Origin of the sequence: Amycolatopsis sp. NPDC051371, from assembly GCF_040682155.1 — a bacterium.
In the GTDB taxonomy this organism is placed as follows: domain Bacteria; phylum Actinomycetota; class Actinomycetes; order Mycobacteriales; family Pseudonocardiaceae; genus Amycolatopsis.
Genome location: NZ_JBFBAG010000006.1, coordinates 165,170 through 191,737, shown reverse-complemented (window position 1 = coordinate 191,737; position 26,568 = coordinate 165,170). Strand labels below are relative to the sequence as shown.

The 26,568-nt window shown below is 71.5% G+C and carries 28 protein-coding genes and 1 tRNA gene; 8 read left to right on the top strand and 21 right to left on the bottom strand.

Annotation, left to right across the window (positions count from 1 at the left end):
• Positions 1-438 precede the first annotated feature (438 nt).
• Positions 439-511: transfer RNA gene (locus tag AB0M59_RS10705), tRNA-Asn, on the bottom strand.
• Positions 512-634: 123 nt separating this feature from the next.
• Here AB0M59_RS10705 and AB0M59_RS10700 point away from each other — a divergent pair.
• Positions 635-847 (top strand): hypothetical protein, encoded by a 213-nt coding sequence (locus AB0M59_RS10700; RefSeq protein WP_364612016.1) that lies wholly within the window; start codon positions 635-637, stop codon positions 845-847.
• On the opposite strand, the gene AB0M59_RS10695 is transcribed toward AB0M59_RS10700, so the two are convergent.
• From AB0M59_RS10695 to dnaG, 3 genes are read right to left on the bottom strand one after another with little or no spacing between them, the layout of a single operon-like run.
• Positions 844-1,605: a trans-aconitate 2-methyltransferase gene (locus AB0M59_RS10695; RefSeq protein ID WP_364612013.1), complete on the bottom strand. Its 762-nt coding sequence runs from the start codon at positions 1,603-1,605 to the stop codon at positions 844-846. The two genes, AB0M59_RS10700 and AB0M59_RS10695, sit on opposite strands and share 4 nt — an antisense overlap.
• Before the next feature lie 49 nt (positions 1,606-1,654).
• Positions 1,655-2,176 carry a hypothetical protein gene (locus tag AB0M59_RS10690; RefSeq protein ID WP_364612010.1) on the bottom strand — a complete coding sequence of 174 codons (522 nt, stop codon included), beginning with the start codon at positions 2,174-2,176 and terminating at the stop codon, positions 1,655-1,657.
• Between the two features lies 1 nt (position 2,177).
• Positions 2,178-4,100 (bottom strand): DNA primase, encoded by a 1,923-nt coding sequence (gene dnaG, locus AB0M59_RS10685; RefSeq protein ID WP_364612007.1) that lies wholly within the window; start codon positions 4,098-4,100, stop codon positions 2,178-2,180.
• A 51-nt stretch (positions 4,101-4,151) separates the two neighbouring features.
• On the opposite strand from dnaG, the gene AB0M59_RS10680 reads away from it, so the two are divergent.
• Positions 4,152-5,105, top strand: a complete 954-nt coding sequence (locus tag AB0M59_RS10680; protein WP_364612004.1) for a sigma-70 family RNA polymerase sigma factor — start codon at positions 4,152-4,154, stop codon at positions 5,103-5,105.
• Here AB0M59_RS10680 and AB0M59_RS10675 read toward each other — a convergent pair.
• The 3 genes from AB0M59_RS10675 to AB0M59_RS10665 all read right to left on the bottom strand — a co-directional run bounded on the left by AB0M59_RS10675 (position 5,077) and on the right by AB0M59_RS10665 (position 7,858).
• Complete coding sequence (locus tag AB0M59_RS10675; protein ID WP_364612001.1) at positions 5,077-5,847, bottom strand: hypothetical protein; 771 nt, start codon at positions 5,845-5,847, stop codon at positions 5,077-5,079. The genes AB0M59_RS10680 and AB0M59_RS10675 overlap by 29 nt on opposite strands.
• 63 nt (positions 5,848-5,910) lie before the next feature.
• Positions 5,911-6,477, bottom strand: a complete 567-nt coding sequence (locus AB0M59_RS10670) for a carboxymuconolactone decarboxylase family protein (protein ID WP_364611998.1) — start codon at positions 6,475-6,477, stop codon at positions 5,911-5,913.
• Positions 6,478-6,499: 22 nt separating this feature from the next.
• Positions 6,500-7,858: an MFS transporter gene (locus AB0M59_RS10665; RefSeq protein WP_364611995.1), complete on the bottom strand. Its 1,359-nt coding sequence runs from the start codon at positions 7,856-7,858 to the stop codon at positions 6,500-6,502.
• A gap of 24 nt (positions 7,859-7,882) precedes the next feature.
• Here AB0M59_RS10665 and AB0M59_RS10660 point away from each other — a divergent pair, with 24 nt between their 5' ends.
• On the top strand, positions 7,883-8,335 hold the full coding sequence (locus AB0M59_RS10660; protein ID WP_364611992.1) for a MarR family winged helix-turn-helix transcriptional regulator: 453 nt from the start codon (positions 7,883-7,885) through the stop codon (positions 8,333-8,335).
• Here AB0M59_RS10660 and AB0M59_RS10655 read toward each other — a convergent pair.
• Positions 8,332-9,009 (bottom strand): carboxymuconolactone decarboxylase family protein, encoded by a 678-nt coding sequence (locus AB0M59_RS10655; protein ID WP_364611989.1) that lies wholly within the window; start codon positions 9,007-9,009, stop codon positions 8,332-8,334. The genes AB0M59_RS10660 and AB0M59_RS10655 overlap by 4 nt on opposite strands.
• Before the next feature lie 103 nt (positions 9,010-9,112).
• Here AB0M59_RS10655 and AB0M59_RS10650 point away from each other — a divergent pair, with 103 nt between their 5' ends.
• The 4 genes from AB0M59_RS10650 to AB0M59_RS10635 all read left to right on the top strand — a co-directional run bounded on the left by AB0M59_RS10650 (position 9,113) and on the right by AB0M59_RS10635 (position 11,999).
• Positions 9,113-9,712: a TetR/AcrR family transcriptional regulator gene (locus tag AB0M59_RS10650; protein ID WP_364611986.1), complete on the top strand. Its 600-nt coding sequence runs from the start codon at positions 9,113-9,115 to the stop codon at positions 9,710-9,712.
• A 38-nt stretch (positions 9,713-9,750) separates the two neighbouring features.
• Positions 9,751-10,101 (top strand): VOC family protein, encoded by a 351-nt coding sequence (locus AB0M59_RS10645; RefSeq protein ID WP_364611983.1) that lies wholly within the window; start codon positions 9,751-9,753, stop codon positions 10,099-10,101.
• Positions 10,094-10,480, top strand: coding sequence for a VOC family protein (locus tag AB0M59_RS10640; RefSeq protein ID WP_364611980.1), 387 nt, complete (start codon positions 10,094-10,096; stop codon positions 10,478-10,480). The genes AB0M59_RS10645 and AB0M59_RS10640 overlap by 8 nt, the downstream gene beginning before the upstream one ends.
• 100 nt (positions 10,481-10,580) lie before the next feature.
• Positions 10,581-11,999 carry a serine/threonine-protein kinase gene (locus AB0M59_RS10635; protein ID WP_364611977.1) on the top strand — a complete coding sequence of 473 codons (1,419 nt, stop codon included), beginning with the start codon at positions 10,581-10,583 and terminating at the stop codon, positions 11,997-11,999.
• A gap of 1 nt (position 12,000) precedes the next feature.
• Here the strand turns inward: AB0M59_RS10635 and AB0M59_RS10630 are convergent, their stop codons facing one another.
• Entirely contained in the window at positions 12,001-12,540 is a 540-nt protein-coding gene (locus tag AB0M59_RS10630) for a DinB family protein (RefSeq protein WP_364611974.1), read from the bottom strand.
• 49 nt (positions 12,541-12,589) lie between these two features.
• On the opposite strand from AB0M59_RS10630, the gene AB0M59_RS10625 reads away from it, so the two are divergent.
• Positions 12,590-13,276 (top strand): alpha/beta hydrolase, encoded by a 687-nt coding sequence (locus tag AB0M59_RS10625; RefSeq protein WP_364611971.1) that lies wholly within the window; start codon positions 12,590-12,592, stop codon positions 13,274-13,276.
• Positions 13,277-13,296: 20 nt separating this feature from the next.
• Here AB0M59_RS10625 and AB0M59_RS10620 read toward each other — a convergent pair whose 3' ends face one another.
• From AB0M59_RS10620 to AB0M59_RS10565, 12 genes are all read right to left on the bottom strand, one after another.
• Positions 13,297-15,108: a glycosyl transferase gene (locus AB0M59_RS10620; RefSeq protein WP_364611968.1), complete on the bottom strand. Its 1,812-nt coding sequence runs from the start codon at positions 15,106-15,108 to the stop codon at positions 13,297-13,299.
• Positions 15,105-16,196, bottom strand: coding sequence for a serpin family protein (locus AB0M59_RS10615; protein WP_364611966.1), 1,092 nt, complete (start codon positions 16,194-16,196; stop codon positions 15,105-15,107). Before AB0M59_RS10615 ends, AB0M59_RS10620 begins: the two co-directional genes overlap by 4 nt.
• Before the next feature lie 306 nt (positions 16,197-16,502).
• Entirely contained in the window at positions 16,503-17,777 is a 1,275-nt protein-coding gene (locus tag AB0M59_RS10610; protein ID WP_364611963.1) for a deoxyguanosinetriphosphate triphosphohydrolase, read from the bottom strand.
• A 32-nt stretch (positions 17,778-17,809) separates the two neighbouring features.
• On the bottom strand, positions 17,810-18,463 hold the full coding sequence (locus AB0M59_RS10605; protein ID WP_364611960.1) for a YdcF family protein: 654 nt from the start codon (positions 18,461-18,463) through the stop codon (positions 17,810-17,812).
• A gap of 32 nt (positions 18,464-18,495) precedes the next feature.
• Positions 18,496-19,101, bottom strand: a complete 606-nt coding sequence (locus tag AB0M59_RS10600) for a response regulator transcription factor (protein WP_284741954.1) — start codon at positions 19,099-19,101, stop codon at positions 18,496-18,498.
• A complete protein-coding gene (locus AB0M59_RS10595; RefSeq protein ID WP_364611957.1) occupies positions 19,098-20,297 on the bottom strand; it encodes a sensor histidine kinase in 1,200 nt (399 codons plus the stop codon). Before AB0M59_RS10595 ends, AB0M59_RS10600 begins: the two co-directional genes overlap by 4 nt.
• Before the next feature lie 26 nt (positions 20,298-20,323).
• Positions 20,324-21,064 carry an ABC transporter permease gene (locus AB0M59_RS10590; RefSeq protein WP_364611954.1) on the bottom strand — a complete coding sequence of 247 codons (741 nt, stop codon included), beginning with the start codon at positions 21,062-21,064 and terminating at the stop codon, positions 20,324-20,326.
• Positions 21,061-21,993 carry an ABC transporter ATP-binding protein gene (locus AB0M59_RS10585; RefSeq protein WP_364611951.1) on the bottom strand — a complete coding sequence of 311 codons (933 nt, stop codon included), beginning with the start codon at positions 21,991-21,993 and terminating at the stop codon, positions 21,061-21,063. The genes AB0M59_RS10590 and AB0M59_RS10585 overlap by 4 nt, the downstream gene beginning before the upstream one ends.
• 94 nt (positions 21,994-22,087) lie before the next feature.
• Positions 22,088-23,476: a glycine--tRNA ligase gene (locus AB0M59_RS10580; protein ID WP_364611948.1), complete on the bottom strand. Its 1,389-nt coding sequence runs from the start codon at positions 23,474-23,476 to the stop codon at positions 22,088-22,090.
• An 83-nt stretch (positions 23,477-23,559) separates the two neighbouring features.
• Positions 23,560-24,213 carry a class F sortase gene (locus AB0M59_RS10575; protein WP_364611945.1) on the bottom strand — a complete coding sequence of 218 codons (654 nt, stop codon included), beginning with the start codon at positions 24,211-24,213 and terminating at the stop codon, positions 23,560-23,562.
• Positions 24,214-24,580: 367 nt separating this feature from the next.
• A complete protein-coding gene (locus AB0M59_RS10570) occupies positions 24,581-25,219 on the bottom strand; it encodes a class F sortase (RefSeq protein ID WP_364611942.1) in 639 nt (212 codons plus the stop codon).
• Entirely contained in the window at positions 25,220-26,305 is a 1,086-nt protein-coding gene (locus AB0M59_RS10565) for a hypothetical protein (RefSeq protein ID WP_364611939.1), read from the bottom strand.
• Between the last annotated feature and the right edge of the window lie 263 nt (positions 26,306-26,568).

The following is a 26,568-nucleotide window of genomic DNA, read 5'->3' as shown; positions in this document are numbered from 1 at the left end:
CCCCCGATCGTCGGCCGTTATCGTCCTTCGCCCCGGTGCCGGGGTGGAGGAGGCAGGAGGTCGGACCAAAGGGAGAGGCCGAGCGCGCTTTGGGGCCGCGGTCGCGCACTTCGGCGTGTCCTTGCGGGCAGTGAGGGGGACCGGCCAACTCGTCAGCCGAGCCGGTCGAGAGACCCGCTCTGGACGGCGAGCACCGTCAGCGTTCCGTTCGCCAGGCCGGTTGTCGCGTGCCACGCCGTGGCGCCCGGGCGGTTGCCGCCGCTTGCCCGGGGGTGAGCGGCGGGCCGGTGTTGCCGTCGCCGGTCACCGTGCCGGACTGGTCGCTCGAGTACTTCTCCGATCAGGACGACGATCGATCACCGGACAGCCGTCAAAATCGACACTAATCGCCACTGCCCGCAGACACAAAGAAGCCCAGGCCACTGGCCTGGGCTTTTGCTCCCCCGCTTGGACTCGAACCAAGAACCCTCCGGTTAACAGCCGAATGCTCTGCCAGTTGAGCTACAGGGGAATGTCGCTCACTTCCGGTGCCGGTCTCTCGACCGGCAAGAAGAACTTTAGCCCATGCCCGCACACCCTCCGCACGCACCCCCCACTTGGCGCAACCGCCCCCTCGCGGCCGTTTTCCTGGACAATGGACAGTCGGACGACCTACGGATGGAAGGCGTGGACACGGATGAAGAAGTTCCTGCTGGGGGCAGGCCTGGGGTACGTGCTGGGCGCCAAGGCAGGCCGGGGGCGGTACGAGCAGCTCGTGCGCACCTACCGCCGGGTCGTCGACCATCCGATGGTCCAGGGTGCCGCCGGGGTTGCCCGGGCCAAGATCAGCGAGAAGGTGCGCCGCTAGATCTGGGCCACGAAGAACACGCGGCGGAACTCGAACCACGTCGTCCCGTCGGCGCGGGTCGGGTACGCCGCAGCCAGCAGCGGGGCCAGCTCCGCGCGGAACTGCTCCCACTCGACGTCGGACAGGGCCGCGCGGATCGGGCGCAGTGCCGTCCCGGTGATCCATTCGAGCACCGGTGAAGACCCTCGCAGGGGCTGCACGTACGTCGTCTCCCAGGCGTCGACGCCGCAGCCCGCGTCGGCCAGGACGTTCGCGTACTCCAGCGGGCTCGAGACCGCGTCGTCCTCGCGCAGCACCACCTCGGCCAGCCGGGACGACCACGCCGGGGACGCCGCCAGTTCCCGCGTCAGCGCGTGCGAAGGCGCGTTGAAGTTGCCCGGCACCTGGATCGCCAGGTACGCGCCCGAGGGCAGCGAGGACGCCCAGCCGCGGAGCAACGAAGAGTGGTCCGGCACCCACTGCAGGACGGCGTTCGACACCACGACGTCGGTGTCCGGCGCCGGCGTCCAGTCGCGGACGTCGAGCACGGAGGCGTCGAGGCCACGGGCACGGGCAGCCGTCACCATTTCGGGTGAACTATCGCCGCACTCCAAAGCAGCCGAAGGCCAGCGTTCCCGGAGCGAAACCGTCAAGTTGCCAGGTCCGCAGCCGAGGTCGACGACGCGGCGCGGCGACGTGGCGCCGATGCGCGAAACCAGGTCGTAGAACGGCCGGGCCCGCAGGTCGGCGTAGTCGAGGTACTTCTCGGGATCCCACACGGCCGCCTCCCAGCTAAGCAGTACGCTTGTACTGAGTACGAGCGTACTGCTATTCGGCGGGGCTGACCAGCTTCGCGGCGGCCTGCTCGGCGATGGCCGCCACCAGCTCGGCGTCGGTGCCCGGGTCGGGCCGGACCTGCAGGATGCTGCCGTCGCGACCGGGCACCTTGCGCTGGACGAACCACGCTCCCCCGGACCCGATCTCCTGCCGGTGCCGCGAGCGGATCGAGCCCTCGACGCGCTGGTAGGCCTCGCGCGGCACCTTGCCGGGCGCGGCCAGCCGGAAGCGGACCGGTGGCAGGTCGGCCAGCAGGACCGCCGCACCCGCCGTGCCGACCTCGGCCGACTCGGTCAGCGTGAACACGCCGTCCGCCCAGGCCGCCTTGCCGACGAGGTGCCAGCCGACGCGCCGCGCCCCACCTTCGGCCGGGACCCACAACCCGAGCTGTGTCACGACGAGGTACCCGCCGCCCTCGACCGGGGCGCTGTCGACGACGTCTTCGCCCGAATCCAGCGAACCCGCGAAGTCCGGAGGCGTGCGATCACCCAGCAACCGGCGCAAGAAGCTCATCTCAGCCCCACGCGCCGGCGGCCGCCTGCTCGCCCAGCGACTTCTTGTACTGCTCCAGCGCGACGAGGTCGCCGAACAGCGCGCGGTAGTCGTCCGGCGCTTCGACCGGCGAGAGCCGCTGCAGCTTGCCCTTGATCTCCGCGATCTGCCGGCCGACGAGCCCCTCCTGCAGCCGGGCGAGGATCGAGGAGATGTACCGCGAGTCGACTTCGTCCTTGGCCTGCAACGGTTCCACGGCCAGCTCGGACAGCACGCGCCGGACCGTCCCTTCCGGACAGTGCGGGGCGGCGGCGTCCAGCAGCGACGGCCCGGTCAGGCCCGAACCCGCACCGCCCGCCTTGAGCACGGCTTCGTGCACCGCGACGTACACCGGGTGCGTGAACGCCTCCAGCGGCAGCGCGTCGTACTCCGGCCCGGCGATCGCGGGCTGCTGCAACGCGGCCTTCAACGCCTCGCGCTGGACGGCGAACCGCGGGTCCTTCGGCGCCGGACGAGCCACATCCTGCGTCGCCGAAGCGGCCGGAGCCTCCTGGGCACCGACGCGGGCCGATTGCTTGAGGGGCGCGCCGCCGCGCCGGTCGGTCGCGCCCGAACTGCCGCGGACCCGGTTGACCACCTGCGCGACGTCCTGCCAGCCGACCCACCAGGCGAGCTTCGACGCGTAGCCGTCGCGGGCCGCGCGGTCCTTGATCGACGCGACCATCGGCACGGTCTTCTGCAGCGCCGCGACCTGGCCGTCGACCGAGTCGAGGTCGTAGTTCTTGAGCGTGCTCCGGATGACGAACTCGAACAGCGGGGTCCGCCGCGCGACCAGGTCCTTCACCGCGCTGTCGCCCTTGGCCAGGCGCAGCTCGCACGGGTCCATGCCGTCCGGCGCGACCGCGATGTACGTCTGGCCGGCGAACGTCTGGTCGCCCTCGAACGCCTTGAGCGCGGCCTTCTGGCCCGCTTCGTCACCGTCGAAGGTGAAGATCACTTCGCCGCGGAAGGCGTCGTCGTCCATCATCAGCCGGCGAAGCACCTTCATGTGGTCCTCGCCGAACGCCGTGCCCGACGACGCGACCGCCGTCGGCACGCCCGCCGCGTGCATCGCCATGACGTCGGTGTAGCCCTCGACCACGACGACCTGGTGCCGCTTCGCGATCTCGCGCTTGGCCAGGTCGAGGCCGAACATGACCTGGGACTTCTTGTAGATCGGCGACTCGGCGGTGTTGAGGTACTTCGCCGAGATCCGGTCGTCGTCGAACAGCCGCCGCGCGCCGAAGCCGACGACCTCGTTGCCGACGTCGCGGATCGGCCAGACCAGGCGCCGGTGGAAGCGGTCCATCGGGCCGCGCTGGCCCTCCTTGGACAGCCCCGCCGTCAGCAGCTCCTTGACCTCGAAACCGCGCGTGAGCAGGTGCTTCGTCAGCTTGTCCCAGCCGCCGGGGGCGTACCCGCAGCCGAACGTCTTGGCCGCGGCGGCGTCGAACCCGCGCTCGGACAGGAAGTCCCGCGCGGTGCGCGCCTCATCGGTGACCAACTGCTCGGCGTAGAACTCCTGGGCGGCGCGGTGGGCCTCGATCAGCCGGCTGCGGCTGCCGCGGTCACGCTGGATCGTCGCGCCGCCACCCTCGTAGGTGAGCCGGATGCCGACCCGGTCGGCCAGCCGCTCGACGGCTTCCACGAAGGTGATCAGGTCGATCTTCTGGACGAACTTGATCACGTCGCCGCCCTCGCCACAGCCGAAGCAGTGGAAGGTGCCGTGCGTCGGGCGGACGTTGAACGACGGGGTCTTCTCGTTGTGGAACGGGCAGAGGCCCTTCAGGCTGCCCCCGCCGGCGCGGCGCAGCGCCACGTACTCCCCGATGACCTCGTCGATCCGGTTCCGATCGCGCACTTCCGCGATGTCGCTCTCCCGAATCCGTCCTGCCACGCCACCCACTCTAGTCTTCCCCGTCTCCCCGGCTCCGCCCGTGTGCGGCACACTCGGGACATGGCCTCCACGCCCACCGCCCAGGACACCCTCGCCACGGAGTTCGCCGCCCACCGCGGTCACCTGATCGGGGTCGCCTACCGGCTGACCGGCACGCGCGCCGACGCCGAGGACGCGGTGCAGGAGTCCTGGCTGCGCCTGGCCGGGCTGGACGACGCCGGCCGCGCGGCGATCCGCGACCTGCGGGGCTGGCTCACCACCGTCGTCGGGCGCATCTGCCTCGACCGGCTCAAGTCGGCCGCCGCCCAGCGCGAGCGGTACGTCGGCCAGTGGCTGCCGGAGCCGGTCGTCACGCCGTTCGGGCAGCCGGTGAGCGAGGACCCCCTGGACATCGCCGTCCGCGACGACGGCCTGCGGATGGCCGCGCTGGTCGTGCTGGACAAGCTGACCCCGGAGCAGCGCGTCGCGTTCGTGCTGCACGACGCCTTCTCGGTGCCGTTCTCGGAGATCGCCGACGCGCTCGGCGTCTCGGTCGAGGCCGCGCGCCAGCACGCGTCCCGGGGCCGCAAGGCGCTCGCCGACGCCGACCCGGCCCCGCGCGCGCCGCTCGACGACCAGGCACAGATCCTCGAGAAGTTCGTCGGCGCGCTCCTGGCCGGCGACATCCAGGCGATGACCGAACTGCTCGCGCCGGACGTCGTGCTCGTCGGCGACTCGAACGGCAAGGGCCGCACGACCCGCCAGCTCATCCTGGGCCCGGACAAGATCGCCCGGTTCTTCCTCGGCCTCATGCGCAAGTACGCGCCCGGCATGGTCGAACGCGGCTCGCCCGTGCTGGTCAACGGCGACCTCGGGATGTACCTGCCGCCGATGCCTGGCCGCGAGGGCTTCCTCGCCCTCGACGAGCACGTGCAGTCGGTCAGCATCCGCGACGGCAAGATCGTGGCCATCTACGACATGGTCAACCCGGACAAGCTGACCCGGATCACGCGTCCCGCCGCCGCGCCTGAGTGATCCCGGCCGCCAGCAGGAGCACGGCGAAGGCGCCGAAGTAGGCCAGGGCCCAGCCCGGGCTCAGCGGTGAGTCCGACAGGACGGTGGCGTTGCCGCCGTCCCGGCCGGCGTTGGCCTCCCCACTTCCGCTGAGGAACTTCGTGACGGCGTTCAGCGGCAGCCACCGGTGGATCGCCCGGCCCGCCCGCGGGATCAGCTGGACGACGTTCTCCGCCATCAGCGGGTAGGCGACGAGCAGCGCGACCGCGCCGGCGGTGTAGCGCACGAGCAGGCCGACGCCGACCCCGCAGACGGCGGCCAGGGCGAACACCGGCCCCGTGCCGGCGACGATCGTCCAGTCCGCGACGCTGTCCAGCGCCAGGTCGGCGTCCGGGGCCAGGACCCGCGCCACCAGCCAGGCCGTGAACGCCGCGGCCTCGCCGAGCCCGAAGGCGTACCCGGCGACGACCACGGCCTTGGCGACCAGCACCGGCGTCCGGCCGGGCACGGCCTGGAAGGTGCCGTGGATCGTGCCGGAGTGGTACTCGCTCGTCACGGCGAGCGCGGCCGCCACCAGGACGGCGACCATCCCCAGCTGGTAGCCGAACTGGGTGCTCGCGACGGTCGGCGGCAGCCGCGACTCGGTCGCCGTGAGGGCGGTGAGTGCGGCCGGGCCGGCCAGCGCGACGAGCGCGAAGACACCGCACACCCAGGGCGTGGCGATGCTGAAGAGCTTGATCCGTTCACTGGCGACGAGGTGCATGCCGGAAACGGTCCCGCGCCGGGCCCCGGTTGCGCGTCCGACCGGGGTCCGATTCCCGGGGTCCTACGGGAGCGGGACGCGGCAGGCGTCGCCCGAGGTGAAGCCCTGGTCGACGATGCCGAGCGCGCTGTTCATCCGGGCGCGCGAGTTCTCCAGCGCGATCTGGTAGGTCAGCTCGACGACGCCGTCGCGGCCGAACTCGCGCTCGAGCTCGGCGACCTGCTCGTCGGTCACCGTGATCTGCTCGCCGGACATCGCGTCGGCATAGGCGATCGCGAGCCGCTCCTGGTGGCTGAACGCGGGCGAGGTCGCGTAGTCGTCGATCTTCTTCAGCCGCTCGATGTCCAGGCCGTCGTGCTTCTGCAGCATCGTGCCGAAGTCGACGCACCACGAGCAGCCGATCCGGGTCGCGACGCGGTAGACGGCCAGCTCACGCACGTTCGCCGGCACCTTCTTCGACGCTCGCTCCGCCAGCATTTCGTGCACCGCGTAGGTGCGGAGCAGGCCTGGGTGGTGCGCGGCGACGGCCATCGGCTCGGGCACCGCGCCGTAGCGCCGGCCCGCGAACCGGTACATCAGCTTGAGCACCAGGCCGGCTTCGGACGTCTTCTTCGCGGGGATGCGGGGCATCGGCGTTCTCCTTCGTTCGCGGTCAACTCGAGGACGAGACCGCTTCCGAAGACGTGACAGCGGGGGCGGTGACGCAGGCCAGGAGCATGATCACGGCCGCCGCGCCGAACACGACGGTGAGGCCGGCGGCGCCGAGCCCGCCGGTCGTGGCCAGCGCGAGCCAGCCGAACACCGCGGCGCCGGCCAGCCCGCCGGCCTGCCGCGCGAAGGTCAGCGACCCCAGGGTGACGCCCATCAGGTCGCGCCGGGCGCGAGTCTGGCCCAGGACGGTGTACGCGGACGTACAGACCGCGAAAGCCGCACCGATCGCGAACAGTCCCGGCGCGAGGAGCCAGGGACTGCCGTCCAGGGCGGCCGCGACGGCGATCGCGGCGAGCCCGGCCACGCCGAGCAGGCAGCCGAACCGGCCCCAGGCCGTCATTTCCGGCCGTCGGCGGGCCAGCGCGGCGAAGGACGCGGACAGCGCGAGCTGCCCGGCGGTCATCGCGACGAGCAGCACGCCGGTCCCGGCCGCGCTCGCGTCCAGCGCGGCGACCAGCGCGACGTAGGTGAAGGTGCCGTAGAGCGCGGCGCCCGCCAGCCCGTTGACCACCGCCGCGCGCGCCAGGACGGCGTCCGCGAAGACCTTCGGCGAGATCAGCGGGCTCTTCGCGCGGCGCTGCCTGCGCACGAACAGGAATCCGGCGGCCACGGCGACCGCGGGCAGGACCGACGTCCACAGTGGACTGCGAGCGAGGTCGTCGACGGTGCCGAGCGCGACGACCGCCGACCCCGCGACCACGAGCAACGCGCTGCTCCCGACGTCGAACTTCTCGTTGGTGCGGCGGGGTTTCGCGGGCAGCCCGCGCAGGCCGAGCACCAGGGCGGGCACGCACAGCGGGAGGTTGACCAGGAAGATCCAGCGCCAGCCCGGTCCCGCGGCGAGCAGCCCGCCCAGCGGCGGCCCGCCGAGCGTGGCGGCCGCGAACACCGCTGTCTGCCAGCCTTGGCGGCGCAGCAGTTCGTCGCGCTCGAACAGCTCACCGAGCGCGCTCATCGCCGTGACGATCAGGCCGCTCCCGCCGAGGCCTTGCAGGGCGCGGGCGGCGACCAGCGAGCCGAGGTCGGGCGCGGCGGCGCACCACGCCGAGGCCGCGGCGAACACGAGAACCGAGGCGGCGAAGGAGATCCGGCGGCCGTAGAGATCGCCGAGCCGGCCGTGCAGCGGCGTCGCGACGGTCAAGGTGAGCAGGCCGGCGGCGGTCACCGCGACGAGGCCGGTGCGGGCGTGCAGGTCTTCGCCGATGGAGGGCAGAGCCGCGGTGACGATCAGGCCGTCGAGCTGGGCCATCGCCATCCCGAGTAGCAGACCCGCGAAGGCGAGGTTCCGAGATACGTGCATAAAGCACACGTTATAACGTGCCTTATGCACACATCAAGCTCGGATGGCGGACCGGCCCTCTTCCGGCTGGTCCGGCACTGGGCACGCCAGTGGGCCCCGGACGTCGTCGAGCGCTTCGCCGACGGCGCCCCGCCGGCGTGGACGGTGCCGAACCTGCTGGTCATCCAGGCCGTCGACGGCGCCGCGGCGGACGAGGTGACGGTCGCCGACGTGGCCCACCAGCTGGGGATCGACCGTTCGGTGGCCAGCCGGATGGTCGCCGAAGCCGGCCGAGACGGCTTCGTCGTGCGCTCGACGTCGGCCCGGGACGCTCGCCGCGCGGTGCTGACGCTCACCGACGCGGCGAAGGAGTTTCTCGCGGCTTCGCAGGCCCACCAGCGTCAGGCGTTCGAGGCACTGGTGGGCCGCTGGGATCGCGAGGACCGCGAACGCTTCGCGGGATATCTGACGCGGCTCGCGGGCGAAGTCCTCGGCTAGTTCAGGATCTCGTTCAGCGCCTCCCATGCGTGCCACGCCCGCGTGACGCCGAACTGGGCGTTGAACCTCAGGGCCGCGCGCACGTCTTCCGGCGACGCGCCGCCACGGAGCGCGCGCCCGACGTGGATGCGGAAAGTCTCGGCCAGTGTCTGGTAGTGCACGTCGACACTGAGGCTGACCAGGCCGCGCTCGCGTTCGCTGAGCGTGCCGGGCCCATGCCCGGCACGCATCCGCGACTGCAGGTCGAAGTAACCGGCGAAGTGCTCGTCCAGCTCGTTCAGCCGCGTCCGCACCTCCTCCGGCAGCGGGCTGGGCCCGTCCGGAACCGGGTCCGGGACCGTCCGCTCCGGGTCGATGCCCAGCTCGCGCTCCAGCTCGGTGATCCGCTCGATGCCCGCGGTCGCCGCGTGGTAGCCGCAGTCGTAGGAGACGAACCGCAGCAGCTCCCTGACGTCCGATGTGGACACTCCGGCGGCCAGCCCCGCCCGCACGTGGGCGGCGAACGCCAAGCCCAGGCTCGCCTGACAGACATCGGCCGTGACGCACAGGAACGTCTTCTCCCGGTCGGTCAGCTCCGGGATCGCCCGGACGTACTTCGCGGTGGCGCCGACCAGCTGGGCGAACGCCGGATCGAGCGCGGCCAGGCGGCCGAGATTGGTTTCGGTGGTGGTCAAGATCGTGCTCCCTCAGTGTGGTGAACATTCGTAGCGCTACAGCTGTAGTGCGAGTGACGCTACACCTGTAGCGCAATGAGTGTCCAGCTACACTGGACCGACCATGACCGAGAACCGCCGCCGCCCCAACGCCCGCGGCCAGGGCGAGCTGCTGCGCGAAGAGATCGTCACGGCCGCTGTGCGCATGCTCGACGAGCTGGCCGACGACGAAGCGCTGTCCCTGCGGGCCGTCGCGCGGGAGGTGTCGATCGCGGCGACGTCGGTCTACCTGCACTTCCCCGACCGCGACGCGCTCGTGCTGGCCGCGATGCAGCGGTGTCACGAGGAGCTCGTCGGCACCGGGGACGCCGCGGCCGCGGCGGCTCCGGACCCGGCGGCCGCGTTGCGCGCCCGGATCCTGGCGCAGGCGGCGTGGGCGCGCGAACACCCCGGGCTCTACAAGGTGCTGCACGAGAGCAAGGTCCACCGGCGGCTCGGCATGCCGTTCAAGGAGGTCATGGTCGCGCGCACGATCGACGCGGTCCAGGCGTGCATGGACGCGGGCCTGGCGCCGGCCGACGACGCCACGACCGTCGCGATCGACCTGCGCACCGCCGTCAACGGCATGCTGGCGCAGCGGATCAACGAGCCCGACCTGCCGTGGCCGCCCGCGCTCGAGCAGGTCGACCGGTTCCTGGTGAAGCTGGTCGGCCTGCGGCGCTGACTTGTGATCACGCCCGGAACCGGCTTGGGTGTGCGGGTATGACTCCGGGTTTCCCGACGGTGATCCCGCGGATGGTGGTGAGCGACCTCGTCGCCGCGGTCGCGTTCCTGCGTTCGGTGTTCAACGCCACCGGCGAGGTCGAAAGCGGGCGGCCGGCCGAGATCCACATCGGCGAGTCGCTCGTCATGGTGTCGGCCGAAGGCGAGCGCGAGCTGTTCCCCGCGTTCCTCCACGTGTACGTCGCCGACGCGGACACGACGTACCGCCGGGCGCTGGACTGCGGCGCGACGAGTCTCGAAGAGCCGTCGAACATGCCCTACGGCGACCGGCGCGCGATGGTCCGTGACCCGTTCGGCAACGTCTTCCAGATCGCGCACCGCCGTGGCTGACCGCGTCCCCCGGCTGCGCCAGGTCGTCCTCGACGCGACGGACGCCCGCGCGCTGGCGGAGTTCTACCGGCGGCTGCTGGGGTTCTCGGTCCGCCCGGGCGATGGGGACGACTGGGTGGTCCTGCTCGACGAGGGCGTGCCGCGGCTGGCTTTCCAGCAAGTTTCCTCACTGCCGCCGCCGACGTGGCCCTCCGGTCCGCGGCCGCAGATGCTGCACTTGGACCTGACCGTGGAGACGCTCGCCGAGCTGGACGAGCAGCACGAACGGGCGATATCCCTGGGGGCGCGGCTGCTGGCCGACCACGCGGACGATCCTGAGGAGCCGCTGCGCGTTTACGCGGACCCGGCGGGCCATCCCTTCTGCCTATTCGTTGGCTGATTTCTCGTCATATCCCGAAGGGTTCTCGGGAATGACTGACATGTAACGCGCTGCCGGTCGCACCGCGACTTCGGAGGGTATCCGCCTGCGAAGGAGCCACGTGAACCCGGAATTCGGGCCGTACCGGATCGAACGGCCGATCGCGCGCGGCGGCATGGGTGAAGTCCTGCGCGCCCGCGACACCCGGCTCGACCGGGTCGTCGCGTTGAAGGTGCTGCCACCGCACCTCGCCGCCGACGAAGAGTTCCGCGAACGCTTCCGCCGCGAAGCGCACGCGGCGGCCAGGCTGCGCGAGCCGCACATCGTGCCGATTCACGCGTTCGGGGAAATCGACGGCCGCCTCTACCTGGACATGCGGCTCGTCGAAGGCGAAGACCTGGCGACGCGGCTGAACACGCGTGGACCGATGGACCCGGGCGAAGCCGTCGACGTGGTCGGCCAGATCGCCCAGGCCCTCACCGCCGCGCACGCCGAGGGCCTGGTCCATCGGGATGTCAAGCCGTCGAACGTCCTCCTGAACAGAAGCGGATTCGCCTACCTGGTGGATTTCGGGATCGCGCGGTCACAAGAGTCGACGAGCGGGCTGACCGGCGCGGGCGCGGCGATCGGCACGCTCGACTACATGGCCCCCGAACGGTTCACCGGTGCCCGGCCCGACCAGCGCGTCGACGTCTACGCCGTGGCATGTGTCCTGCACCAGTGCCTGACCGCCACCAAACCGTTCGCCGCGACGACGGCCGCGTCCCTCCTCAACGCCCACCTGAACCAGGCGCCGCCACGCCCGAGCCGGCTGCGCCCGGGCATCCCCGAAGCGCTCGACGGCGTCGTGGCCCGGGGCATGGCGAAGAGCCCGGACGACCGGTACCCCACCGCCGCGGCTCTCGCGGCGGGCGCGAGCGCCGCACTCGGCTCGCCGCCGGCGCGCCACGACTTCGCGGCCCCACCCGCCGCGACCCGGGCTTTCACCAGGGTCGAACCGGACGCTCCGCCGCGGCGCAAGACCGGCCTCCTGGTCGCGCTCACGATCGTCACAGTCCTGCTGCTCGGCGGCGTCGGCGCGCTGATCGCCCTGCCCGCCCTGCTGTCGCGGACCCCGGTCGGAACACCGACCTCGGCGCCGCTCGCCGCACCGGTCCCGGTCCGCACGACCACCCCGGTGCCGGAGACGACCGTCCCCGGCGAGGTGCCCACGGCGACTGCGAGCCGGCCATCCCCCGGGGACCTTTCCGGCTTCGTCGTCCACTACTACGGGCTGATGCCGGACACCGACTCCGGCTGGGACCTGATCGGCCCGAACCTGCGGCTGCGGACGCGGGACAGCTACGACAAGTTCTGGAGCAAGTTCAGCGGCGCCGAGGTCGTCGGGACGCCCGCGGTCGAGGGCAGCACGGTGACCGCGCGGATCCGGCTGCACTACCGCGACGGCCGCCCGGACACCACCGAAACGCACGTCCTCGGGATCGCCATGCAGGACGGCCACCTGTGCATCGACGCCGACGCGGTCACCAAGAACCGCTGAGCTATTCCCCGGTACTGCCGTCGATCGATTCGCGGATCAGGTCGGCGTGACCGTTGTGGCGGCAGTACTCCTCGATCATGTGGACCAGGATCCAGCGCAGGCTCGGCGAAGTACCGTCCCGCCGCGTGTGCTTCGACGGCTGCGAAAGGTCACCGTTCCCCAACGCCGCCGCGTAAAGCTCGCGCGACCGCGTCACCGCCCCCTGCCAGAGCTCACGGAGTTGCTCGGGCGAGTCCTCCGCCGCGGAATCCCAATCCCAGTCCGGGTTTTCGCGCCAGTCGACGGTGTTCCACGGCTCCGCCGGCTCGCGGTCGAACAGGACGCAGGAGAACCAGTAGTCCTCCACGTACGCGAGGTGCTTGAGCAGTCCGCCCAGCGTCAGCGTGGCCGGCGGGTGCGTCGCGCGCAGGCCCGCTTCGTCCAGCCCGGCGCACTTCCACGCCAGGGTGTCGCGGTGAAAGTCCAGGAAACCGAGCAGGATCGCGGCTTCGTCGCCGTCGACGGGCGGCTCGGTCCGCCCCTGGTCGTCCACTGAGGTCACGGGCGCCGACTCTACCGAAATTGTCGGACCCCTCCACTAGGTTTCCGGCATGGCTGAATTCGTACTGGTAGCAGGCGCTTGGCTCGGTTCGTGGGCGTGGGACGACGTCGTTCCTGGGCTGCGTGAAGCGGGTCATGGCGCGCACGCGGTGACGTTGTCCGGGGTCGCCGAAAAACGCGAGGTGCCCGCCGGGCAGCAACGGCACGTGCAGGACATCGTCGACGTCGTCTCGCAAGGCGACTTGCGCGACGTCGTGGTGGTTGGGCACAGCTACTCCGGCATCCCGGCCGGGCAGGCGGCCGAACGGATCGGCGACCGGCTGAGGCGCGCGGTGTTCGTCGACTCCAACGTGCCGGCCGACGGGGAGTCCTTCACCTCCGGCTGGTCCGAGGCGCAGGTGACGGCGCTCACCGAGCGCGGCTTCTGGCCGCCGCTGACCGCGGAAGACTTTGCGGGGCAAGGGCTTTCGGACGCCGAGGTCGCCCGGATCGTCGAGGGCTCGACCCCGCACCCGGCCGCGTCGCTGACCGAACCCGCGGTGCTTTCGCGTCCGCTGGGCGAGCTCCCGGCGACGTACATCAAGTGCCTGCTCGACGGCGAAACGCCGAGCCCGGACGTCGCCGAACTACTGACAAGCGACCGCTGGCAGCTGGTGGAGATGGACACCGGGCACTGGCCGATGCTGTCTCAACCGAAGGAGCTGATCGCGATCCTGCTGGACGCCGCGAAGGCCTGATCGCGGCGTCGAGCGGCCGGTCACGGCGTCAGGGCGCGCACGTCCCAGACCCACACCCCGCCGACGAACTCCGCCGGCTTGCGCAGCAGGAGTTCCACAGTGGACTTCAGCGCTTCCTGGTTCTGGCGGGGGCCGACCACCAGCACGTCCGCGTTCCAGGCGCGCAGGTCGGTCAGCGCCTGGGTGCGGTCGGCTTCGGTGACGTCCGCGGCCTGTCCCGTCTTCTCCACCTCGGCGAACAGATCCGAGGTCGGCAGGGGCACCGCGCCGTAGCGGCCGCGGCGGTCGTCCGGGGAGGTCGGGCCGACGAAGTAGCCCTCGGGCATCGGGTAGCCGAGGCCCGCGTCGACCTGCCAGTGCAGCGGCTCGGCCTCGCCGGTGCTCGGCAGCGGGACCGGCACGAGCGAACCGCCGGGGGCGATGTACTGGCGCCAGATCCCGTCGGCGAAGAACGGAGGTGAGAGCGGGCGTTCGTGCGTCACCAGCTCCGTCGGCGCGATGGGCAGCAGCACCGCCACCACCGCGCCGATCCAGATCATGCGCAGCGGGAACCGGGCTTTGCCGTCCAGGGGTTCCGGTTGCTCGGCCGCCGCCGTCCAGACGCGGTGCGTCGCGATCGCCAGGAGCCCGCCGACCACGGGGATGCAGCCCATCGCGAGCCGGGATTCGAGCAGCGAGTCCAGCAGCGGCAGCTGGCCCAGCCACTTCCACGGACCCGGGATGCCGGTGTCGTCGTGCGCCACCGTGATTTCGATGCCCAGCGAAAGGAGGGCCATCACGTACATCGTGATCGCCAGCGCGCGCGACACGACGTCGCGCCAGAGCCAGATCGTGAGCACGACCATGAGCACGATCAGCGGCCAGCCGAAGAACGCGTTCTCCTCGGTGCGGTTCATCGACACGTCCGCCGCGGCCTCGGGCGCGCCGGCGATCGACTGCGTCGCGAAGCGCGTGAACGCCGCCGTGTCGTTGCCCGCCGAGCCGTGCAGCAGCGAGTGGAAGCTCTGCGGGCCGAAGAACTGCCAGTACAACGGGAACCCGGCGATGAGCAGCGCGACGACCGCGCCGATGCCGATCCCCTTGGCCAGCGGCGCCAGCATGCCGCGGATCTCCGCGCGGTGCGGGATCAGGTAGGCGATCGCGAACACGACGAAGGTCAGCGCGAAGATCATCAGCGGCTCTTCGCCCAGCAGGATCTGCCACGCGACGAGCAGCCCGAGCACGATCCCGTTGCGCACCGGGCGTTCGCCGTGGGCGAGCTGGATCGTCTTGAGCGCGATGAACGGCAGCACGAACAGCACGACGAAGTTCGGGTGCGCGTTGCCGTGAGAGATCATCGGCGGGGCGAAGCCGCAGAACGCGCCGCCGATCGCGGCCGCCGTGCGGTTCGGCACCAGGTGGCGGGAGAACACCCAGTACCAGCCGGTCGCGGTGCCGGCGAGCCCGGCGGTGAGCACGATCGCCCACGTCAGCGTCGCGCCGAAGGTCAGCGTGATCGGGGCGAGCGGGACGTTCAGGCCGAACATCGCCGCGTTCGCCGCCATGTTGACGCCGTGCGGGTAGTTCTGGAGGTCCGTGGTGAACGGGTTCTGGAAGTGCAGCACGGCCTTCGCGACGACCGTCGAGTACCACTCCCACTGGCTCTGGTCGGCGGCACCGTTCCAGAGGTAACCGCGCTTGAGGTCGAACCAGAGCCCGTTGTACAGCAGGATCGTGAACAGCAGGAACCCGCCGGTGATGGCGGAGTCCTGCCACGCCCAGCGCTTCGGGCCTTCGGGTGGTTCGGGAGCGGGCGGAACGAGTTCGGGGACGGCTTCGGACTTCAAGCTCACGGTTCGACCACCCTGGCGAGGAAGTGGAGGGCCCCGGTGCCGGCGTGCCGGACCAGCAGCAGGAACGGCCGGTCGACCGTGACGGTGACCGGGTCGTCGATGATCATCGAGGTGAGGCGCATGGTCAGCGCGGTCGCCGCGGCCCCCTCGAAGCCTTGTTCGTCCACTCGCAGCACGGCCTGGTGCAGCACCTCGGACACGGTCAGCCGTGGGTCCGGGGAGAGCCCGCTCAGGTCGGCCTCGTCGGTGAACATCGTGCGGACGCCGAGGCCGCGCAGCACGCCGGTGAGCGAGCTGGCGACGTCCAGCGAAATCTTCGGCAGCGCTAGTTCGACGGGCTTGAAAGCGATCCCGTCGAGCAGGCTCGTCAACACGCCCTGGTCAAGTGACGCTTCGGCTTCGGCGAGATCGCCGTCGGGCAGCAGCACCACGGCCTGCAGGCCGCCCGCCGCCACCAGCTGCACGGCCTGCCAGCCGGCGGCGTGCGCGTAGCCGACGCGCTCGCTGAGCCACATGGTCGGGACGTCCCGGGTGCCGGACGGCGCGTGGAACGGCGCGTCGCCGGTGTTCGCCTCGCGGAACGGCAGCTTCCACGCGGCCTTGAGGTAGAGGGCGTTGACCAGCACGGCCGCGACGTCCCGGTCGATCGAGCCGGGCGGCAGCAGCTGCGGGATGAGGCCACGCGTGGTGCGCCCGACGTCGTCGTTGATCAGGGCGCGCGCGGCTTCGGGCTCGTGCTCGAAGGGCGCGCTCGCGACGGCGGCACCGGGCCATCCGGCCAGCTCGGCCTTGAAGGAGTCTTCGAGCGGGAGCCGGTCGTCGGCCCACAGCGTGTTCGAGACGGCCAGTTCGGCTTGCTCGCCCCGGGCCTCTTCGACGAGCTGCGCGGCCTCTCGCAGCAGGACGGTCTGCTGGTCGGGATCCCCGAGCAGGGCGACGAGCTCCTCGCGGGTCTCCCCCCGCGCGGCCAGCGCGGCCAGGGTCAGCGCACTGGCCACCGAATAAGGCGAGAAACAGGAGTTCCCGCCCTCGGCACCGAGGGCCGCGTGGACGGCGAGGGCGAACCGGAGGTGGCTGTCCGTGGCCATGCGGGCGAGACTACCGGAACGGTTCACCCCACCGGGCGGCCACGCGGAACTCCGCCCAAGGGTGACAAATCCCCCACGCGCACCCGCACAACCGCATGCCAGAACCACCCGGCGACCAGGTCCGCACCACGCCGAGCGCCGTCCGGCGTACCGGAGAGGTCGGCTCGCGTACCCGGACAGTCGGTTCGCGTGATCGGGAGGGCATCTCGCGTGATTGAGGGGGCATCACCCGTGATTGAGGAGGCATCACCCGTGATGCCCCTCCAAGCACGCTTGATGCCTCTTTGCACACGGGTGAACAGCGGGTCAGCGGTGGTGGCGGGTCACGTGCCAGGAGTACCACGTGTGGGCCTGCGCGTCGGTGAGGGAAGCGACCTGGTCGATCACCACCCGCAGCAACCCCGCGTCGTCGCGGGCCGCCTTCCAGGCCGGGACGAACAGCGGGTCCAGCGACTCCGGCGCCCGCCGGGCCAGCGCGTGGACCAGCTCCACCAGCAGCTCGCGCTGCCCCTCCTGCATCGCCAGCCGGCGGCGGTCGCTCATCACGTACCGCAGCGCCAGCGCCTTCAGCAGCGCCACTTCGGCCGCGACCTGCTCCGGGACGCACAGCCGCGCCCGGTACCGCCCCAGCGGTCCCTCGCCGAACTCCGCGCGGGTGCCCGTGACCGCCGCCGTCGTGAAGCGGCCGACCAGCTCGCTCGTCAACCGCTTCAACGCCACCTGCGCTCCCGGGGAACCGTCCGGCTCGGCCGACGCCAGCTCCGCCACCACCGGCAACGCCAGCAGCTCCGCCGCCGCATCCTCCAAAGTGGACACCGACTGCGCCGAGAAGTGCTTGGCCGCGGCCTCGGCGACGGCCGCGCGCTCGTCCGGGTGGGCGAGCACGCGCAGCTTGATCCGGCCGGCCAGCACCCCGTCCTCGACGTCGTGCACCGAGTACGCGACGTCGTCCGCCCAGTCCATGATCTGCGCTTCCAGGCACGTCCGCTCCGCCGGCGCACCCTGCCGGACCCAGGAGAACACCGGGACGTCGTCGGCGTACACGCCGTACTTCACCTGCCCCGGCTTGCGCGGCCACGGGTACTTCGTGGTCGCGTCCAGGCACGCGCGGGTCAGGTTGAGCCCCACCGGGTCGCCGTCGGCGGACAGCAGCTTCGGCTCCAGCCGGGTGAGGATGCGCAACGTCTGCGCGTTGCCCTCGAAGCCGCCGCAGGCTGCAGCCACCTCGTCGAGCGCGCGCTCGCCGTTGTGCCCGAACGGCGGGTGCCCGATGTCGTGCGCCAGCCCCGCGGTGTCGGCCAGGTCCGGGTCCGCGCCCAGCTCTTCCGCGATGCCCCGCCCGATCTGGGCGACCTCCAGCGAGTGCGTCAGCCGGGTGCGCGGGACGCCGGTGATCTCGGCGCCCTCCCCCGGCCCGACCACCTGGGTCTTGCCGGCGAGCCGCCGCAGCGCCGCCGAGTGCAGCACGCGGGCCCGGTCGCGGGAGAACGCGCTGCGCCCGTCCGCGCGCGTGCCGGGCAGCGCCGCGCCCTTCGCCGGCTCCGGCAGCAGGCGGGCGGTGTCGTGCTCGGTGTAGTCCACCCGACCAGCCTAAACGCGGCCACCGACAAAACTCACCCGAGGAAAGTGGCGAAGAGATCGTCGGCCGGGGTCTTCGTCAGCCGGTAGTACAGCAGCGCGCCGGTCTCGCGGATGATGTAGCGCACCTGGGTGACGCGTTCCTGCACGATCGGCCCGCTGTGCGTCGGCGCGGTCCAGGCGTCCAGCCCCAGGTCGTCGGCCATGGTCCGGGCGCGGAAGGAGTGCCACGGGTCGCTGACGAGCACCGCCGTGTGCCAGCCGCGCCCCTGGACCTCGTCCGCGACCGCCCGGAGGCTGCGCAGCGTGTCGCTGCCTTCCCCGACCGCCAGCGTCGCGGACGACGGCACGCCGTGGCGGGTCAGCCAGAGCTGGCCGGCGCGGGCCTCGGTGAAGTTGTCCTCGGCCTTCTTGCCGCCGGCGGTGACGATCGTCTTCGCGACGCCCGCGTCGTAGAGCTGCTTCGCCTTGACCAGCCGCGCCGCGTAGATGTCCGACGGCTTGCCGTTGTACTGCGCCGCGCCCAGCACCACGATCACGTCGGCGGGCGTCCGGTCGTTCTCGCGCGCGACCTGCCAGACGCGGAACGCCGTGCCGCCGACGAGCGCGAGCAGCATGAGGACCGTGCCGAAGGCGATCCGGCGCGCCCAGCTCGCGCGCGTCGGTTTCGTGCGTTCAGCGGTACCCACCCGGCCCATCTTGTCAGAAGGCCGGCGGCCGCTCAGAGCCAGCCGCGCTCCTCGGAGACGCGGACCGCTTCGGCCCGCGTCCGGGCACCGGTCTTGCCGATGGCGGCGGAAAGGTGGTTGCGCACGGTCCCCTCCGACAGATGCAGGGCGCGCGCCACGTCGGCCACCGTGCTGCCGTCCTTGGCTTCCCGCAGCACATCCCGCTCGCGCCCGGTGAGCGGGCTGGCGCCGGTGGCCAGCGACTCGGCGGCCAGCGCGGGGTCCACCACTCTCAGTCCACTGTGGACTCGACGGACGGCCTCGACGAGCTGCTCGGGCGGGGCGTCCTTGACGACGAACCCGGCCGCGCCCGCCGCCATCGCGCGCGCCAGGTAGCCGGGCCGGCCGAACGTCGTGCAGATGATCACCCGGCACGACGGCAGTGCGGCCCGCAGGTCGGCCGCCGCCTCCAGCCCGTCCTTGCCCGGCATCTGCACGTCGAGCAGGGCGACGTCGGGCTTGGCCTCGCGCGCGGCGGCCACCACCTCGTCGCCGGAGCCGACCTGCCCGACCACCTCGATGTCCGATTCGAGGCCCAGCACGGTCGCCAGCGCACCGCGCACCATGGCCTGGTCGTCGGCCAGCAACACCCGGATCAAGCGAGTCCTCCAGCGGGTTCGGCGCGCACGGCCGGGGCGGCCGCGCGGGGTTCCGGCAGCGGGATCTCCGCCCGCACCAGCAATCCTCCCCCGGACCGGGCCGACGCCCGCAGGGTGCCCCCGGCCGCGGCCAGCCGCTCGGTCAGCCCGCGCAGGCCGTTGCCCTGGACGACCTCGGTGGCCCGGCCGTCGTCCTCGACCTCCAGCCAGGTGTCCCCCAGCTTCACCTTGACCTGCTTGGCGCCGGAGTGCCGCAGCACGTTCGTCACGGCTTCGCGCAGCACGTACCCGAAGACGCTCTGGAACTCGGGCCGCACGTTGTCGACCGCGTGCGGCAGGTCGGCGTCGATCTCCGCGGCCCGCAACGCCGCCCGGGCGCCGACGATCTCGGCCGACAACGACACCTCCCGGTACTCCGACACGGTCGCGCGGACGTCGGAAAGTGCGCTGCGGGTCAGGCTCTCGACCTCGCGGATCTCCTCGACCGCCCGCGGGATGTCCGCCGAACTTTCGAGCACCCGCCGGGCCAACCCCGCCTTGACGGTGATCGTGGTGAGGCTGTGGCCGAGCAGGTCGTGCAGGTCACGGGCGACGCGCTGGCGTTCGTTGGCGACCGCGAGGGTGGCGATCTCCTTGTTGGCCTGCTCGAGCCGCCGGACCGCGCGAATGAGGTTGGCCATGAAGAACATCGCCAGCGTCACCGAGCCGACGGTGATCAGGTCGCCGTAGTCGTCCAGGAACTTCCCCTCGGCCACCAGCACCAGGGCCCCGGCCAGCAGCGTCGCGACGTCGACGATCACCGCCCAGGCGGCCGGGGTCAGGAAGACCATCACCGCCGTGCCGTAGAGCAGGATGAACGGGTTCGCCGAGGCCGCCGCGACCACGGCGAGGCCCAGCACGTTCATCCCGATGCCGAAGCCCAGCTTCACCGCCCGCGGCCGGCTGAAGACGATCGGGAACAGCAGGTAGCACAGCGCGTACGCGTAGACCAGCACGCCGGTGAGCACGACCTCGACGTCGACCTCGGGTCGGGCAACCAGCGACTTCGTGACCGGGATGAGGAACGGCAGCAGGAAGGCCGCGCCCATGATCGGCCAGCGGACCCGGTCCGGGCCACCGCCCTCGTCGGACAGCGGGTCGTCCCACCACGCTTCCCTGGTGTTCAGCCCGAACGCGCGCCTCTCGGACTTCGCCATCGCCGTTCCTCGCCCTTCTCCGGCCCTCAAACGCGGGCGCTGTCCTTACGGTAACGCCTGATCACCAGCGCCCCCAGCACGACCGTCCACGCCGCGAGCACCCCCGCGGCCTGCGGCAACGAGACCACCATGTCGCTGGTCACCGCGGGTCGCGCGAGCTGCAGCACCCAGTACGTCGGCATGATCTGCGCGACGTCGTGCAGCCAGCCCGGCATGCCCTCGATCGGGATCCACAGCCCGCCCAGGAAGCCCATGCCGAGGGTGACCAGCATGCTGATCGGCTGCATGGACTCCGGCGTGCCGAACTGCCCGATCAGCAGGCCCAGCAGCACCAGCGGGATGGTGCCGAGCCAGATCCCGGCGAAGATCCGGACCCAGCCGCCGGCGTCGAGGTGCACGCCTTCCATGGTCACGGCGAGCACCGGCACGAGGATCAGCGCGGGCAGCCCGACGAGCATCCCCGACAGGCCCTTGCCCGCCAGGTAGCCGGGCCCGGTCAGCGGGGTCAGCCGCAGCTGGCGCTGCCAGCCGAGCGCGCGTTCCAGCGCGAGGCGGGCGCCGCTGGTGTTGGCCGCGGCGAACGTCCCGAACGTCATCATGTTGATCATGATGACGGCGGCGATCTGCGCGTGGTCGGCCGCGTCCGCCTTGACGAAGACGTTGGTCTGCAACAGGAACATCAGCACCGGGAACGCGACGACGAAGATCAGGAACCGCGGCGCCCGGAAGTTCCGGCGGATCTCGGTGAGCAGGTAGGCGGCGTTCATCGCACGGACTCCGGGGTCTCGTCGGCGGTCAGGGAGAGGAAGGCGCCTTCGAGGCCGACGGCGCTGATCTCGACGTCGTGCACGGCGGGCACCGCGGCTTTGAGCGCCCACAGCGTCGCGTCGGAGTCGCCGGTGGAGATCGCGACGCGGTCGCCGCGCAGCTCGAACTCCTTGACGCCGGGCAGGGCCGCGACGACGGCTTCGGTAGCGCCCGGGACGGCGGCCCGCAGGGTGCGGCCGCCCGCCAGCGCGCGGACCTCGGCGACCGAGCCGTCGGCGACGACCCGGCCGCGCCGCATCAGCACCACCCGGTCGGCGAACTCCTCGGCCTCTTCGAGGTAGTGCGTCGCGAACACGACCGTGCGGCCGGACTCGGTGAACGAGTACATCGACTGCCAGAACTCACGGCGGGTCCCGACGTCCATCGCGGCCGTCGGCTCGTCGAGGATCAGCAGGTCGGGGTCGCTGACCAGGGCGACGGCGAAGCGCACACGCTGCTTCTGCCCGCCGGACAGCTTGTTGGCGCGACGCCCGGCCAGCTCCTCGATCCCGGCGGCGCGCAGGGCTTCGGCGACGGGCATCGGCCGGCGGTGCAGCGCCGCGACCATGCCGACGGTCTCCCCGACGGTCAGGTCGTCCATCAGGGCACCGCCCTGCAGCATCGCGCCGATCAGGCCGGCGCGGACGGCGTCGATCGGCTTCCGGCCGAACACGCGGACGTCACCGGCGTCCGGCGTGGTCAGGCCGAGGATCATGTCGACGGTGGTGGACTTGCCGGCGCCGTTGGGGCCGAGCAGGGCGACCACCTCGCCCGGGGCGATCGTCAGGTCGACGCCGTCGACCGCGTGGACGTCGCCGTAGTGCTTGCGCAGGGCGGTGAGGTGGACCGCGGCCCCCGCCGCCACCGCCTGGATGTCTGTTTCTCGCATGCCCCCAGGCTGCCGCCCGGCGGGCCCGGGTCCCCAGATCGTGCGTCACGACCTGGCCGTGACAGGTGTCAGGGGTACCCGGGCCCCGGGTGGTTCAGCAGCCGATCAGGCGGCCGGCCAGGTAGGACTCCAGCTTGTCGATCGCGACGCGTTCCTGCGCCATGGTGTCGCGGTCGCGGACCGTGACGGCGTTGTCGTCGAGGCTGTCGAAGTCGACCGTCACGCAGTACGGCGTGCCGATCTCCTCCTGGCGGCGGTAGCGCTTGCCGATCGACCCGGCGTCGTCGAAGTCGATGTTCCAGTGCTTGCGCAGCAGGTCGGCGACGGCCTTCGCCTTCGGGGTCAGGTCGGCGTTGCGCGACAGCGGCAGCACCGCGGCCTTGTACGGCGCGAGCCGCGGGTCGAGCTTCAGGACCACCCGCTTCTCGGTGCCGCCCTTGGCGTTCGGCACCTCGTCTTCGTGGTAGGCGTCGATCAGGAACGCCATCATCGACCGGCCGACACCGGCCGCCGGCTCGATCACGAACGGCCGGAACCGCTGCTTCGAGGTGGGGTCGAAGTACGACAGGTCCACGCCCGAGTGGTTCGAGTGCGTGGTCAGGTCGAAGTCGGTGCGGTTGGCGATGCCCTCGAGCTCACCCCACTCCTGCCCGGCGTTGAACGCGAACCGGTACTCGATGTCGACGGTGCGCTTCGCGTAGTGCGAGAGCTTTTCCTTCGGGTGCTCGAAGTGGCGCAGGTTCTCGGCGCTGATGCCGAGGTCGGTGTACCACTTCGTGCGCTCGTCGATCCAGTACTGGTGCCAGGTCTCGTCCTCGCCCGGCTCGACGAAGAACTCCATCTCCATCTGCTCGAACTCGCGCGTCCGGAAGATGAAGTTGCCCGGCGTGATCTCGTTGCGGAACGACTTGCCGATCTGGCCGATGCCGAACGGCGGCTTCTTGCGGGCCGTCGTCTGCACGTTGAGGTAGTTGACGAAGATGCCCTGCGCGGTCTCCGGACGGAGGTAGTGCAGGCCCTCTTCGGACTCCACCGGGCCGAGGTAGGTCTTCAGCATCATGTTGAAGTCCCGCGGCGCCGTGTACTTGCCGCGCGTGCCGCAGTTCGGGCAGGGCACGTCGGACAGGTCGTCCTCGGTGGTCTCCTTGCCGGTGCGGCCCGCGTACTCCTCGGCGAGCTGGTCGGCGCGGAACCGCTTGTGGCACGAGAGACACTCGATCAGCGGGTCGGTGAACACGTTGACGTGCCCCGAAGCCACCCACACCTGGCGCGGCAGGATCACCGAGGAGTCGAGGCCGACGACGTCGTCGCGGCCCTGGACCACGGTCTTCCACCACTGGCGCTTGATGTTGTCCTTGAGCTCGACCCCGAGCGGCCCGTAGTCCCACGCCGAGCGGGTACCGCCGTAGATCTCTCCGCTGGCGAAGACGAAACCACGGCGCTTGCACAGGCTGACTACGGTATCGATGGTGTTCGTGGGCACTCCACGCTCCGGAAGCATGCGGGGACGGTTATCGGACTAGAACGTCCAGGGTATCCGCCGGGGCCCAGCGCTTTTCGCGCAGGCTAGGGCCGGGTCACCAGCGACGCCGTCACGACGCGGTTGTCCTCGTAACCCTCGCTCCCGCCGACGTACTCGCCACCGCAGGTGACCAGGAGCAGCTTATGCGGGCCGTCCGGGTCGAACAGCTGCTCCGACCGGCCGGCCAGCTCGGACTTGTGGATGGTCTCGGTCGCGTCGACCCGGTAGACCCAGGCCCCGCCGGCGGCGTCGGTCAGCTTGACCTCCTGGCCCTGCTTGACCTGCCACAGCTCGTTGAACGGGCCCTTCTTGCCCTTCCAGTTCACGTGCCCGGACAGCAGCGCGACCCCGTGGTCGGCGCCCAGTTTCGCGCCCCACCAGGCGGCTTCGTCGAGGCCTTCGGGGATCTTGAGCGCGCCTGCGGTGTCGAGGTCCTCCTGGACGAGCTTCGCGGCGCCGCCACCGGGGAGGGACAGCTGCGCGGGCGCCTGCCCGGTGTCCTGGTTCGCGGGACGGTCGGCGGGCTGGTCCGCTGCCACGACGGGCGTGGTGGTGCCGTTCGCGCCGGCGGGTTCATCCTTTCCGGTGAAGATGAGCAGCATGGCGACGAGCGCCGCGACCAAGAAGGCGCCGGCGACGCCGACGATCCACCAGCGGCCGGGACCCTTCTTCCGCTCCGCCGGGTTCTGCTCCTGCATGCGCCTGTGCTCCTTCGCTGGTCGTGCCGTTGCGAAGACACACATGCGGTGACGGGTGGCGGAGGTTGCACCGGATCGGCACGGGAACGGGCGTCAGGCCGGGGCGCCCGGCTGCGGCGCGGCGAGATCGCCACAGCCGGCTCGGCGGACGTCATGAACGACTCGTTCATGGCGTCCGGCGCCAGGTGCCGGCAAAGTCGGGATGGCCAGGCCGGCTCGGGGTTCCTCGAGCGTTGGCGCTGTCTTGAATGACCCATTCAGAACCTCCGAAGACCTGAATGAGTCATTCAAGACGTCTGGCGGGGCCAGCGGTGAACGACTCGTTCATGACCTTCGAGGTGCGCCGCGACCCCGGGGTACCGCTCGATCAGCCGGTGGGACGCGTCACCAGCTTCGCCGTGACCAGGCGGTTCTCGTCGTAGCCCTCGGTGCCGCCGACGTAGTCGCCGCCGCAGGTCACCAGGACCAGGCGGTGCGGGCCGTCCTGGGCGAACCACTTCGCGGCCTGCTCCGGCAGCGTCTCCTTCGGGAGCGTCACCACGCTGTCGACGCGGTAGACCCAGCGGCCGCCCCTGGCGTCGGCCACGCTGACCTCGTCGCCGTCGCGCATGCGCCAGAGCTCGTCGAACGGCCCGCGCTGCCCCTCCCAGTTCACGTGCCCGGACAGCAGCGCCGCACCCTGGGCCGCGCCCAGCTTGGCGCCCCACCAGGCCGCGTCGCCCAGGCCGCGCGGGATCGGGAGCACGCCGCGGTCGGTGAGCTCCGTGCGGATCAGGCGGGCGGTCGCGCCGTCCGGCAGCCGGACCGTGCCCGGGCGCTGCTGCGCGGCGGACTCGCTGTCCGCGGGCAGCACCGCCGGGGCCGCGTTCTCCCCCGGCAGTGAGCCAGGCGGGGGTGCGGCGGCCTGCGTGGCCGTCGGCGGCAGCCAGGTCAGCACGATCACCCCGGCCGCGAACGCGGCCACGGCCAGCGCCCCCGAGACGGCGGCCAGCCCGGTGCGCAGCACCTAGTCCGTCCCGGACTTGCGACACCTGCCGAGCAGCAGCGCGACGGCCCCGAAGAACACCCCGCCGAAGAGCAGGCCGATGCCGAGCGGGACCCGCGAACCGTCGCCGCCGGTGTCCGGCGCCGCCGCGCCGAGGTACCCGGCCGGGACCTGCGTCGGCACCGCGGCCTGCGTCGCGCTCGTGCCGCCGCCGGTGGAGCCCGCGGCCTTCGCGACGAAGCCCTTCGGCACCGAGCAGCTGACCCCGCCGAGCACGATGTTCGTCAGGACGTCCTGCAGCGCGGTGCCCGCCGCGTCCTTGACGTGGGTGGTGATCTCGACGCGCCAGCCGGCGACGGCGGTGTAGTCGCCGCCTCGCCAGCCGTCCTGGCGGATCAGCTGGTCGAACGCGCCGACGCGGGTCAGCTTCAGGTCGGAGAGCGTCGTGTCCCTGCTGGCGTTCGTGATGTCGCCCGGCGGGCCGAGCCGCAGGTTCTTCAGCTCGAGGCCGGCGTTGCCGCCGGGCATCGGGACGATGCCGAGCCCGCCGCCCTGGCGCACCCACAGCCGGGTCAGCGACGAGGTGCCGGTGAGCTTCGACGGCGCGGTGCAGTCCACCGCCGTCTTCGCGCCTTCGAGCACGAGCACGGTGTTGTCGGCCGCCTGTGCGCCGTCCTGCCAGTTGTCGCGCAGCGCGTAGCTGGTCTCGGCGACGGCGGTGGGCACGGTGGTCGCCTGCAGCGCGGCGACGACGTTGTGGTCCCGGCTCGCGACGCCCGCCGGGTACGGGTTGCCGTTGGTGTAGCGGCCGAGGTCGATCTGGTAGTGCCCGCCGAAGGTGGCGCGCTCGCCATCGTCCTTGGGGACCGTGACGCGGTCCGTGCCGAGCTTCGACTGGCCGGGCAGCAGCGGCGAGCGCTGGGTCTCGGTGATCAGCGCGCCGCCCTTCTGGTCCGCGCTGCCGATCCGGACCGACGCGATGTTCGCGAACGAGACCGGCCCGGTCTTCTCGTCGACGGCCTGGCTCTGCGCCCCGGCCACCCCGGCACCGACCAGCGGGAAGAGGACGGCCGTGAGGACGGCTGCTTTCGTCACGAAACGGATCATGTCTCCCCACTGCTCTGCTCGGGCGGGTCGCCAGCGTACGAGAGGCGACAAAACGCTCCGCGACAACCTTGCACCGTCCGCCACGACATGCGAAGCCGAAGTGGCAATTCCCCACGAACTCACCCGAATGGAGTAATACGACCGGCCGTAGTCCGCAGAGCGCGATGACGGAGCGGGTGCTACCGCCGGGAACACTAGGATGGGTGGTGCCGTTATCGGCAATGACTACGGAATTCATGGTCGCCGGCGGCGATGACGAGCAG

Excerpts from the sequence above, each read along its gene's own strand:
- AB0M59_RS10660 (WP_364611992.1), top strand. The coding sequence starts at position 7,883 with ATGCACACATCAAGCTCGGATGGCGGACCGGCCCTCTTCCGGCTGGTC.
- AB0M59_RS10680 (WP_364612004.1), top strand. The coding sequence starts at position 4,152 with ATGGCCTCCACGCCCACCGCCCAGGACACCCTCGCCACGGAGTTCGCC.
- AB0M59_RS10565 (WP_364611939.1), bottom strand. The coding sequence starts at position 26,305 with ATGATCCGTTTCGTGACGAAAGCAGCCGTCCTCACGGCCGTCCTCTTC.
- AB0M59_RS10575 (WP_364611945.1), bottom strand. The coding sequence starts at position 24,213 with ATGCAGGAGCAGAACCCGGCGGAGCGGAAGAAGGGTCCCGGCCGCTGG.
- AB0M59_RS10615 (WP_364611966.1), bottom strand. The coding sequence starts at position 16,196 with ATGGCCACGGACAGCCACCTCCGGTTCGCCCTCGCCGTCCACGCGGCC.
- AB0M59_RS10700 (WP_364612016.1), top strand. The coding sequence starts at position 635 with ATGGACAGTCGGACGACCTACGGATGGAAGGCGTGGACACGGATGAAG.
- AB0M59_RS10670 (WP_364611998.1), bottom strand. The coding sequence starts at position 6,477 with ATGCCCCGCATCCCCGCGAAGAAGACGTCCGAAGCCGGCCTGGTGCTC.
- AB0M59_RS10645 (WP_364611983.1), top strand. The coding sequence starts at position 9,751 with ATGACTCCGGGTTTCCCGACGGTGATCCCGCGGATGGTGGTGAGCGAC.
- AB0M59_RS10650 (WP_364611986.1), top strand. The coding sequence starts at position 9,113 with ATGACCGAGAACCGCCGCCGCCCCAACGCCCGCGGCCAGGGCGAGCTG.
- AB0M59_RS10665 (WP_364611995.1), bottom strand. The coding sequence starts at position 7,858 with ATGCACGTATCTCGGAACCTCGCCTTCGCGGGTCTGCTACTCGGGATG.
- AB0M59_RS10625 (WP_364611971.1), top strand. The coding sequence starts at position 12,590 with ATGGCTGAATTCGTACTGGTAGCAGGCGCTTGGCTCGGTTCGTGGGCG.
- AB0M59_RS10595 (WP_364611957.1), bottom strand. The coding sequence starts at position 20,297 with ATGGCGAAGTCCGAGAGGCGCGCGTTCGGGCTGAACACCAGGGAAGCG.
- AB0M59_RS10590 (WP_364611954.1), bottom strand. The coding sequence starts at position 21,064 with ATGAACGCCGCCTACCTGCTCACCGAGATCCGCCGGAACTTCCGGGCG.
- AB0M59_RS10585 (WP_364611951.1), bottom strand. The coding sequence starts at position 21,993 with ATGCGAGAAACAGACATCCAGGCGGTGGCGGCGGGGGCCGCGGTCCAC.
- AB0M59_RS10690 (WP_364612010.1), bottom strand. The coding sequence starts at position 2,176 with ATGAGCTTCTTGCGCCGGTTGCTGGGTGATCGCACGCCTCCGGACTTC.
- AB0M59_RS10675 (WP_364612001.1), bottom strand. The coding sequence starts at position 5,847 with ATGCACCTCGTCGCCAGTGAACGGATCAAGCTCTTCAGCATCGCCACG.